Source organism: uncultured Vibrio sp., from assembly GCF_947488985.1.
Classification (GTDB): Bacteria; Pseudomonadota; Gammaproteobacteria; order Enterobacterales; family Vibrionaceae; genus Vibrio.
This window is the reverse complement of record NZ_CANLBV010000019.1, coordinates 51,397-61,803: the sequence shown is the minus strand read 5'-3', so window position 1 is coordinate 61,803 and position 10,407 is coordinate 51,397. Positions and strand designations below refer to the sequence as shown.

General features: G+C 44.7%; 10 protein-coding genes. 2 read left to right on the top strand and 8 right to left on the bottom strand.

Annotation, left to right across the window (positions count from 1 at the left end):
- Positions 1-338 precede the first annotated feature (338 nt).
- A complete protein-coding gene (locus tag Q1A70_RS06685) occupies positions 339-890 on the bottom strand; it encodes a carboxymuconolactone decarboxylase family protein (RefSeq protein ID WP_299685516.1) in 552 nt (183 codons plus the stop codon).
- Between the two features lie 281 nt (positions 891-1,171).
- Between Q1A70_RS06685 and Q1A70_RS06680 the strand changes: the two genes are divergently transcribed.
- A complete protein-coding gene (locus tag Q1A70_RS06680) occupies positions 1,172-1,753 on the top strand; it encodes a TetR/AcrR family transcriptional regulator (protein WP_299685519.1) in 582 nt (193 codons plus the stop codon).
- 38 nt (positions 1,754-1,791) lie between these two features.
- Positions 1,792-2,274 carry a hypothetical protein gene (locus tag Q1A70_RS06675; RefSeq protein WP_299685521.1) on the top strand — a complete coding sequence of 161 codons (483 nt, stop codon included), beginning with the start codon at positions 1,792-1,794 and terminating at the stop codon, positions 2,272-2,274.
- On the opposite strand, the gene Q1A70_RS06670 is transcribed toward Q1A70_RS06675, so the two are convergent.
- The 7 genes from Q1A70_RS06670 to Q1A70_RS06640 all read right to left on the bottom strand — a co-directional run bounded on the left by Q1A70_RS06670 (position 2,252) and on the right by Q1A70_RS06640 (position 10,395).
- On the bottom strand, positions 2,252-2,887 hold the full coding sequence (locus Q1A70_RS06670; RefSeq protein WP_299685524.1) for a hypothetical protein: 636 nt from the start codon (positions 2,885-2,887) through the stop codon (positions 2,252-2,254). The genes Q1A70_RS06675 and Q1A70_RS06670 overlap by 23 nt on opposite strands.
- Position 2,888: 1 nt before the next feature.
- Positions 2,889-3,449, bottom strand: coding sequence for a TnsA endonuclease N-terminal domain-containing protein (locus Q1A70_RS06665; protein ID WP_299685527.1), 561 nt, complete (start codon positions 3,447-3,449; stop codon positions 2,889-2,891).
- 443 nt (positions 3,450-3,892) lie between these two features.
- Complete coding sequence (locus Q1A70_RS06660; RefSeq protein WP_299685530.1) at positions 3,893-4,330, bottom strand: DUF411 domain-containing protein; 438 nt, start codon at positions 4,328-4,330, stop codon at positions 3,893-3,895.
- 12 nt (positions 4,331-4,342) lie between these two features.
- Complete coding sequence (locus Q1A70_RS06655; protein ID WP_299685533.1) at positions 4,343-4,903, bottom strand: cytochrome c; 561 nt, start codon at positions 4,901-4,903, stop codon at positions 4,343-4,345.
- 45 nt (positions 4,904-4,948) lie between these two features.
- Entirely contained in the window at positions 4,949-5,488 is a 540-nt protein-coding gene (locus Q1A70_RS06650) for a copper-binding protein (RefSeq protein ID WP_299685813.1), read from the bottom strand.
- A 72-nt stretch (positions 5,489-5,560) separates the two neighbouring features.
- Positions 5,561-8,686, bottom strand: a complete 3,126-nt coding sequence (locus tag Q1A70_RS06645; protein ID WP_299685536.1) for an efflux RND transporter permease subunit — start codon at positions 8,684-8,686, stop codon at positions 5,561-5,563.
- The gene (locus Q1A70_RS06640) at positions 8,683-10,395 is read right to left on the bottom strand and encodes an efflux RND transporter periplasmic adaptor subunit (protein WP_299685539.1); all 1,713 of its coding nucleotides are present in this window, start codon (positions 10,393-10,395) and stop codon (positions 8,683-8,685) included. Before Q1A70_RS06640 ends, Q1A70_RS06645 begins: the two co-directional genes overlap by 4 nt.
- Positions 10,396-10,407 lie beyond the last annotated feature (12 nt).

Here is a 10,407-nt window from a genome sequence, read left to right as displayed (position 1 = left end):
TTACTTGGAGTAGCAGTTTCCAGCGAATATCAGTTAGCATTGTTCTTGGCATGGTATTGGTTATGGTTTTACTTTTGACAAAGCAAATTATAACTTTTTACCATACTGTTCAAAAAATACTCACGAAAGATCAACACGCCCTAGCATTGAGCCTTTAAGAAGAATAGGGTTCTTAGATGTTTGGTTTTTCTTTAGTTTTGCAAAGTAAAGAACAAGGGCAATGTTAAGAATAACAAAGCCCGTTATAGACAAAATAAGTGACATAACAAATCTCTAAATGAAAATCTTGGTGAAAAGAGCGAACCTATAGCCCGCTCTATGTTATTTGGGTAGCTGGATTATTTTTTAGTCCATGAGAATTTTTCAAACATTGGATCTGCTGGTGTTTTAGCCACGTGATTGGTGTAGTTACTGATCACTTTTTGCGAAAGACCAAGGATAACTTCAAGTACTTGCTGTTGGCCGTAGCCTGCAGCAAAGAAGGCTTCCATTTGCTCGTCTGACACATTTCCGCGCTCACGAACCATGGCTAACGTAAAGTCATGCAATGCTTGCAGTTTTGCGGTTGGCATCGCTTCTTCGTTACGTAGTGCTTCAGTTAGCGCAGGATCAACCTTCATTGAATGTGCAATAGCGGTATGTGCAGGTACACAGAAAGTGCACTCATGCTCAACATTAATGGTTTGCCAAACCACGGTTAGCTCTTCTGCATCAAATGAGCTATTCATGAATAATTGGTGAAGTTGTTGATAAGCTTTCAATGTCTCAGGAGACTCCGCCATAACCGCATACAAGCCCGGTACTGCACCCATTTGTTTTACTGCACCTTCTAGCATTGATTTACTTTTTTCTGGTGCGGTTTCTACTGTGTGAAAGGTGAATTTGCTCATTTTCATTACTCCAATTATTACTTGATTAAGGGACTCTGTTTAATGTTTCCCCATTGGGAGGCACTGTGCTCTCCGTCGATGGAGTGAACTATACGTCACCTTGAACAATCGTTCAAAATGAGGTAAAAATGAATGTTATCTATCAGATTTATAAGAATATTTTTTCAACTTCTTTGTAATAATGTGCCTGTTTGAGTATTTCTGATTTTCCCCTTTACCCAAAAGAGTACCGTGCTTATAATTGAACGAGTGTTCACGAATAAAAGTTAATAGAGCTCATTATGGCTAAAACCGCCAAATTTGATCGACAAGCTGTTGTCGACAAAGCGACCAACCTGTATTGGAAAAAAGGTTTTCACGCGACCTCAATGCGCAACCTACAAGATGAGATCGATATGAGACCCGGGAGTATCTATTCAGCCTTTGGTAGTAAAGAGGGGTTGTTTAAAGAGACACTTCGCAACTACACCGACATGGGGCTTGAACAGTTGCAACGTTTAGTCGATGAATGTGATAACCCTATAGATGTGTTGAAAGCATTTGTTAAGTCGCAAGTGATCGATACTCAAACCGATGCGCCAAACGGTGTATGCATGCTCGCAAAAACCATGAGTGAGTTAACTGAGAAAAATCAAGAGCTTATTGATGTAACGAAAGTCCACCTTGGTGAAATTTCTCAACAGTTTGTGGTGCTGATTAAAGAAGCCCAAGGTTTGATTGATACGGAAAGCGATCCTGAAGCGCTAGCAAGCCATGTACAAATTCAAATTACAGGGTTACGCACCTTCGCGAAACTCAATAGCGATAAAGCACTGCTTAACAGCAAAATTGACGACATCTTTTGTCATCATCCATTTGCTTGAGGCTAGTTTTGTAAATAAATAGATAATTGGAGAACAACATGCCCATGCAAACCGTATTGTTTGACATCAATGAAACGGTGCTCGACCTGAGCGCACTCAAACCCAAGTTTGTCACCTATTTTAGCAATGAGAGTCATATGAGTACTTGGTTCTCTATTCTTTTATATTCATCGACTGTGAGCTTGGTTACAGACACAACCAGTGATTTTAAAAGCCTAGCATTAGCAGCATTAAAGACCCTAGCGGGTCGGCTGAATAAGAACTTAACTGATGAAGGCTATCACGATATTTTGGGCACTTTCGCTAACCTACAGTGGAGGCTGGAGCCTAGTGCAGTGAAAGTTGCACGCTGGGTTCTTAGGGAGACGGCACTTGGTAACAAGTGTCGTCCACCCGACAAAGACGAGTTAGCGCTAGTCCCGTCAAACGTCTCTGGTGATTCACAGATCATCAGTGTGAACATCAATTTCTGGAGATCTAAACACTTACTTTACTTGGTTATTGTGTTAATGCTCGCTTAACAGCTCTATCCAAAGTTTCTACCCATGCAGTCTCATATTCGCTTTCTGTTCTAAGAACAGTTTCACCATCTACTTTTTTAGTTCTAAAAGGGTGCTTAATTTCAACCACTACTGAACAATGCTCTTCGTTTGCTTTCGTATCCCAATGAACGCCTTTCTCGGAGCAGGCTTTCATTACGTGAGCCAGCCCATCTTTACCACTTTCAGAAAAACCAAATAGTCTCGAACCCAGACTGTGTTTGTCATTGATATCGCTGATATCCACCTCAATGATGACCAAAGGAACTTTCTGGTAAGAAAAATACGCACAGTGAAAGGTTCTAGCCTCTTGAGTGATCTTGTTCTTGTATATCATAGAAGCGTTGTCCGGCTTTGGCATCGCCAAGCACTGTGTACCTTTGTGTTCATAATCAGGAAGCTGCATGAGCTGCTTAATAACCTTCTCAAAAAGTTGAAAGTTATCTGTCGGAGCGACTTCTTGTGGAGCCTGAGGGGTAGTTGGATCATCACTGTCACTGCGATTAATCGCCCAGTCTAGCTCTTGCGCCGATCCGTTTGCTGTTCCATGCCCTACTCCTGAAACATCAGGTTTTGGTTCTTCGGTGGTATTCACATTAGGCGCTACCCTCGAAATCGATAAGTGGCTTTATCCACTTCAAGTTCATTTTGAGGTCGTTGGAAACTTCTTGATCGGTAAAAAAGAGACAAGGTACTTTTGCGGCTTCCCAATATGATTTTTCTATTTGAAGCTTTTCGACAATGCGTTTGTCATCAAGATTTAGGGCGGGTTTTACGGGGATCGCTAACTGGGAGCCATCAACAAAATCGATGAGTAAGTCCGTTGTTACTATCTTAAGTTCACCCTTTTCCTGTGGGTGACGAATACCTAGTTGGCGGCAAATAATCAAAGAGTCAGTAAGAGGGATTGGGAACTGCTCTCGAATGTCGATGACCTCTTTGCACCAGTCGAACACCAAAAATGCCGCAAGCTCATTTCCAGAGAAAAAGTGATGAACTCGGCCAACAGTGGCACTTTTAACACGAACGCTTTCGCCAGAGCTGCTGAACTCTCCAACTTTAATGAAAGGAACGTAATCCTTCCCAATTCCTTCACCACGTTTTTCATCTAAACGCTTTTGGTCTTTCTTATTGAGTGGCTTATCTGCATCTGACATAAAAAACCTCCGACTAAGCTAAACTTAGCAGGAGGTTAAAAAACGATCAATCTTTATTGTATATGATCAGACTTTATTGGAATCGACAAACTATATTGTCTTTCGACAATAGTGTCGGAGGACATTAAAGTTTGAAACTTTTCTCTCGCGTAGAGTTTAGTACCAAGTAGCCTTAGATAGAAGAAAGTGACAATAAAGTTTGAAACTAACTTAATACCATAACTCTCTGCACAACAGAATTATGACAACAAAGTTTGAAACTTTGAGCATTGTAAGAAACCGTCCTTTCTAGGCACTTAGTCATTGCTCAACTCCAGTCTTGCTTAGCAAACTTTTTGGATACAACGGAATAACGGACTCGTTTCGATTTAGTGCAAGAGCTACTTTTAAATAAATAAAAGGGCTCCGCACTTACCTCAAGAGCCCAACTTCTGAATCGACTTTTAGTACTTATTGTAAAGTTTCATCTGCCCTATCTTATCAAAAGACACCACGTTAAAGTCTTTGTACTCTTGCCCTGGTCGCGCCATTCCTGGCGAATGCTGCGGCATACCTGGTGCGGCGATTCCTGATATATTTTCAGGTCTTTCTTCAAGTAAGCGCTTAATGTCAGATTCTGGTACGTGGCCTTCGATCAAATAGCCATCAATGATAGCGGTGTGGCATGATTGCAACTGAGCTGGCATACCAAACTGCTGTTTGACGGAGGTCCAATCTTGAGTTTCATTAACATGAACCTCATAGCCCTTGCTCTCCATGATTTCAGCCCACTCTTTACAACAACCACAAGTCGGAGATTTATATAGCTCTATCATTGGCTTCGCAAGTGCATTAAAGCTAAACATTAACGAAGACAGTACCGCAATTTTTGCTAGTTTCATTTTTGACCTTCTTTATTCCACTAAAATATTAATAACATCATCTTGAAAACCAAGTTGATAATGACCAACCTGAGGCTGCCAGTTCACGGCTTTTGTTTCGTAGGGGGCAACCACTAACGTTTGCTCAGTTGGTGATAAACCAGAAACATCAATAGATACTGACTCAAAGCTTTTGTTCACCACAACTAACTGAGCTTGCTGCCCCTTTTTAATGGTGGCGGTTGATTGCTTAGACTCTGTTTCGATATTCCATTCTACCAATTGACTGTCACCCAGCATTTCTAGGTAACGCGCTAAATCTTGCTTGTTCTCAGCAGACAGAATGTCATTCAACAAAAGCATGGTAGGCTCGTTTGTCAGGCTTGCATCAATATCTTCGATGCTTTTCCCCCTAATGTTGCCGCCAACACTTCCGCCGCCTTGTGCATACAAGCCGTGGCAAGTCGCACAGCCGTACCCCCCGGCTGTGCGAAACAGCTGCTCGCCAGACACGACTTGCGCATCTTCTGAAGCACCAACGAACGCCATGTCGCTCATTGCCAACGACATCACCATCGCGATTCGTTTTATCATTACTTATCCATTTAAATTCAACAATTAGATTGTCTTAACACGAGATTAGAGGGTAATTTTTTTCACCATGCCCGCCTCTGCGTGTCCAGGAATATTGCAAGCAAACTCTACGTTGTTATCACCATGGAAGTGCCACAATAGTTGCTTGGCTTTACCTGGATCAACCGTTACAGCATTGCCTGAATCATGCATGTGATGCGGCATCTTTTTCATCATTTCACGGTGCTCAAGCTGCTCTTTCGCAGAGCCAATAGTGAACTCATGCTCAATCTTACCAACATTCATTACCACAAACTGAACCACATCATTCGGCTCAATCGTCACGTCTTTTTTAAACTTGATGGTCATATCATCGGCGAGAATAACGTGTACCACTTTATCTGGCTTCGCACCCTGTGCTGGCATCCCCACATCCGACCTTCCCTCCATTTTCATCATTGAGTGGTCCATTTTTGAATGGTCCATATCACCATGATTCATATTACTGTGGTCCATCTTTGAATGATCCATTTTAGAGTGGTCCATTTCTGCCATTGCAGATGTTGCTGTAATCGAAAGAAGAGCAGCAAGTAGAGTTTTTTTCATGTTCATATTTTGTTCCTTAGTAATTCATTCTAAATTTTACGGGCTAAGGTCCTTCTTAGCCCGAATGTGTGCTTAGTCGTGTTTCAGTTCGCGTGTTTTCCAAAGCTTGAAAATCGCTGGAAGAACGAGCAGTGTTAGTATCAGAGCAGATGCCATACCACCAATCATTGGTGCAGCGATACGTTGCATGACCTCTGAGCCCGTACCCTCGCCATACATAATTGGGATAAGACCGATAATGACTGTGAGTACTGTCATCATGACAGGTCGTACACGTAAGCCTGCACCCTCTCGAATTGAACTGACTAGGTCGATTTCTTTGAGGGTTTCACCTTTTTCTTGTGCATCGAGCTTGGTGTAATGCCACGCTTGGTTGAGATACACCAACATGATCACCCCAATTTCTACCGCTACGCCAGCTAAGGCAATAAAGCCAACGCCTACTGCGATTGAGAAGTTATAGCCAAGGTAGTGCATCAACCATAAGCCGCCTACCATAGCCAGAGGCAAAGTCGACATGATGATCATCACCTCTCCCACTCGTCGGAAGCTGAAATAGAGTAAAAGCATGATGATGGCGATCGTGATCGGCACAACAGTACCCAATCGTTCTTTCGCCCTTTCCATGTACTCATACTGACCAGACCAAGCGAGTGAATAGCCAGCTGGCATATCAAGTTGCTCTGCAACTGCCTGCTTTGCTTCTTCTACATATGAACCTAAGTCTCGACCATCGATGTCAACAAACACCCAGCCATTCGGACGTGCATTTTCTGTTTTAATCATCGGCGGGCCATCTTCATATCGGATATCCGCTACATCAGCGAGTGCGATTCTTACACCACTTGGGGCAACTAGAGGCAACTCTTGCAATTTCGCAACAGAATCACGGTAGTCTTGAGGATAACGAACGTTGATCGGATAACGCTCTAGCCCCTCTACGGTTTCCCCGACATTCATTCCACCGACAGCCGTGGAGACAACTTGCTGCACCTCTTTGATGCTCAAACCATAACGTGCAGCTGCATGACGGTTTGTATCAATCGTGACGTAGCGACCTCCAGCGACACGCTCTGCGTAAACAGAAGCTGTGCCTTCAATGTTATTTAATATCGGTTCTAACTGCGCGCCAATTCGCTCAATTTCGGCCAATTCACTGCCTGCAATTTTGATCCCGATAGGTGTCTTAATACCGGTCGCTAGCATGTCAATTCTAGTCTTGATCGGCATTACCCAAGCGTTAGTCAAACCAGGAAACTGAATCAAATCGTCAAACTCTTTGCGTAGCGATTCTGTCGTTACCCCCTCACGCCATTGATCGCGCGGTTTGAGCTGAATCACCGTCTCAATCATGGTTAAAGGTGCTGGGTCTGTCGCAGTATCGGCTCGGCCAACCTTACCCCATGCTGTTTCCACCTCGGGCACGGTTTTAATCAGCTTGTTCGTTTGCTGCAACAACTCTCTGGCTTTACCTATAGAAATTCCCGGATATGTTGTCGGCATATACATTAAATCGCCCTCATCTAGAGGAGGAATGAATTCACTGCCTAATTTCGTTGTCGGGTAATAAGCTGACGCCATCAGAGCGAGAGCGATAGCAATGACACTCTTTGGGTACTTGAGGCTGATGCTTAGCAGCGGTTTATAAAGCGCAATTAATCCTTTATTGATTGGGTTCTTATGCTCAGGTAACACATTACCGCGAATAAAGTAGCCCATCAGTACTGGAACAAGGGTAATCGCTAGGCCCGCAGCGGCTGCCATTGCGTAAGTTTTGGTGAACGCAAGCGGCGAGAACATCTTGCCCTCTTGCCCCTCTAGTGCGAACACTGGTACGAAACTTAACGTAATAATAAGCAGTGAAAAGAACAGCGGTGCACCCACCTCTTGCGCCGCATCACCAATCACTTGCCAACGGTTTTTGTCCGTCAGTGGGGTTCGCTCAATATGCTTGTGAACATTCTCAATCATAACGATGGCACCATCCACCATCGCACCGATGGCAATCGCTATACCACCCAATGACATGATGTTGGCGTTAATACCTTGCCAGTGCATGACGATGAATGCACCAAGGATACCAACCGGTAAGCTAAGGGCGATGACAAGCGAAGATCGAATATGGAACAAGAACAGCGCACACACTATCGCAACAACAATGAATTCTTCTGCCAGTTTCTTCCATAGGTTTTCAACTGCGGCATCAATCAAGGCTGAACGATCATAGGTTGCAACAATCTCAACGCCGTCTGGTAGGCTGCGTTGAAGCTCATTCAACTTTTGTTTAACATTACTGATCACTTCACTGGCATTCTCGCCAAAGCGCATAACGATAACACCACCTACAGCTTCGCCTTCGCCATTGAGCTCAGAGATACCACGACGCATTTGTGGCCCAAGGTTTATCTCAGCGACATCCCCCAACAGTAACGGAGTCCCCTGCTTATTAACTTTAAGAGGCAGCGCTTTGATATCTTCAACGCTTGATAGGTAACCAGTGGTGCGAACCATGTGCTCAGCTTCAGCCACCTCGACGACAGACGCTCCACTCTCCTGGTTGCCGTTTTGAATCGCCATGTTCACTTGCTGCAACGTTAAGTCATAGGCACGAAGCTTGGCAGGGTCGATTTGTACTTGGTATTGCTTCACCATACCGCCGACGGTTGCGACTTCTGATACTCCATCGACCGTTTGCAACTCATACTTCAAGAACCAGTCTTGTAAGCTACGCAGCTCTGCCAGATCATGTTGGCCTGTCTTGTCTTGCAACACATAGTTGTATATCCAGCCCACACCTGTTGCATCAGGCCCAAGCGTTGGCTTGGCACTTTCTGGGAGGTTGGGGGCAACTTGACTTAAATACTCCAACACCCGCGAGCGTGCCCAATACATGTCTGTGTCGTCATTGAAGATGATATACACATAGGAATCACCAAAAAATGAATAACCTCGGACTGTTTCGGCTCCTGGCACAGCCAGCATCGCAGTGGTAAGAGGATAAGTCACCTGATCTTCAACTACCTGAGGCGCTTGTCCAGGATAACTCGTTTTGATAATCACCTGTACATCTGATAAATCAGGTAAGGCATCTACCGGCGTGTTTTTTACGCTATAAAGCCCACCAAATACGAGGGCAAAAGTGGCTACCAACACCAAGAAACGGTTGTTGATAGACCAACGAATAATGGCACCGATCATTGATCACCCTCACTCACTTTAATTTGCTTCAGTTGGTATTCAGAGCCTTGCTTTTCTACCAAAAACTGAACACGTTGCCCCTCTTCAAAACCATTGAGATTCACTTCACCGTCAACAGAGAAATTCATTTCGCCCGCTTCCCACTGCCACTCCGAGACAGGCTTGTGGTTTAAGGTGATCATGCCAAAGTCAGCCATTAGCATCGTAATGTCGCCATTCACCCACACTTCAGAAGCGATTTGTGTTTCACTGATTTTGTAATCGACGATCTCGTACTGCCCAGAATCTGATTTCTGCATTTCAAACTCTAGCGATTGACCCGTTTGGAACGGTTCAAATTCGACGCCCTCCGCCACATTAAAGTTCATCACCATCCCCGGCCATTCCCATTCTGGAACGGGTTGATGATTGATAGTCAACATGCGATGACCCGCCATCACATCGGTAATTTCACCTGTCGCCCATGCTGTTTCAGATGGTGGCTCTACGCCATTGATTCTTGATAAGTCAGCAGATTGGCTCGATTCTGAGTCCAACATAAAGTGCGCGGAGGTTACGATACGGTCGCCTACCTCTAGACCTTGTAGAACCTCAACTTTATCCGCAGCTTCTCGGCCAACTTCGATGCGTGCAGAGCGGTATTTACCTTCACCTTCAGCCAACACCACACGAGTCATGCCACCAGAGCGAATGACCGAGGAACGTGGAATCGTCAACACTTGATCATTAGACACTGGGGTTAGTGCCACGTTGGCAAACATGTTCGGCTTAAGTTCCCCATTGGGGTTTTCGAATCGCAGACGAAATCGCAGTGTACGAGTATTAGGATCAAGGATCGGATACACATAATCTACCTCACCCGTCCACTCACTACCCGGCAGGGCATCCAATGTCATTGAGGCTTGGCTGCCCGCTTTAATCCAGTGGGATTGACGTTCAAACACCTCGGCATCCACCCAAACTTCATTAAGTGGGCCTGCACTGGTCACGGCTTGCGCAGGCGACAAATAGCCCCCCTCACGAATATCTAGACTTGCAATGACGCCATCAGCTTGCGCTTTGACCTCTATCGTATTTGAAGCCTTGCCACGGCGTACAAGCGCATCAATTTGTTGTTTGTCGACACCAAGTATCATCAAGCGGTCTTTAGCGCCAGCAATCATACCTTTTCGGTTAGTTTTATAGGCGCTTAATAACTCTTCTTGAGCTTTAACAAGCTCTGGAGAATATAGGGTAAACAGCACGTCACCGCGCTTTACTTTCTCCCCGACAGCATTGATATACAGTTTTTCTACCCAACCAGAGACTCGAACATTGGTCTGCCAAAGTTGGCTTTCATCAAAGGCCACATAGCCAACGGTTTCGATGCGTGGAGAGAGTGCTTCACTGCTCACCAAAGCTGTTTTCACGCCTAGATTATTTTCTACTGCAGGGTCGATAGTTACGGTACCCGGCTTATTATTCGCCCCATTCAAATCGTCCGTATAAACAGGGATCAGATCCATGCCCATTGGCGATTTTCCTGGCTGATCACGTTTGTAATTCGGATCCATTGGCGCTACCCAATACAGTGGCTCATCACTGCTTGCAGCACTTGATGACGGCATACCTGACATGTCATGGTTCATACCAACAATAAAGTGGCTCGCACCAAAACCGATAGCGCCGCCGATAACTAGCGTTAACGCTGCTACTTTAAATGTACTCATTATTTCTCTCTT

What these genes read in the sequence shown, in the direction of transcription:
- Q1A70_RS06685 (WP_299685516.1), bottom strand. Translation starts at nt 890, where the DNA reads ATGAGCAAATTCACCTTTCACACAGTAGAAACCGCACCAGAAAAAAGT.
- Q1A70_RS06680 (WP_299685519.1), top strand. Translation starts at nt 1,172, where the DNA reads ATGGCTAAAACCGCCAAATTTGATCGACAAGCTGTTGTCGACAAAGCG.
- Q1A70_RS06675 (WP_299685521.1), top strand. Translation starts at nt 1,792, where the DNA reads ATGCCCATGCAAACCGTATTGTTTGACATCAATGAAACGGTGCTCGAC.
- Q1A70_RS06665 (WP_299685527.1), bottom strand. Translation starts at nt 3,449, where the DNA reads ATGTCAGATGCAGATAAGCCACTCAATAAGAAAGACCAAAAGCGTTTA.
- Q1A70_RS06660 (WP_299685530.1), bottom strand. Translation starts at nt 4,330, where the DNA reads ATGAAACTAGCAAAAATTGCGGTACTGTCTTCGTTAATGTTTAGCTTT.
- Q1A70_RS06655 (WP_299685533.1), bottom strand. Translation starts at nt 4,903, where the DNA reads ATGATAAAACGAATCGCGATGGTGATGTCGTTGGCAATGAGCGACATG.
- Q1A70_RS06650 (WP_299685813.1), bottom strand. Translation starts at nt 5,488, where the DNA reads ATGAAAAAAACTCTACTTGCTGCTCTTCTTTCGATTACAGCAACATCT.
- Q1A70_RS06645 (WP_299685536.1), bottom strand. Translation starts at nt 8,686, where the DNA reads ATGATCGGTGCCATTATTCGTTGGTCTATCAACAACCGTTTCTTGGTG.
- Q1A70_RS06640 (WP_299685539.1), bottom strand. Translation starts at nt 10,395, where the DNA reads ATGAGTACATTTAAAGTAGCAGCGTTAACGCTAGTTATCGGCGGCGCT.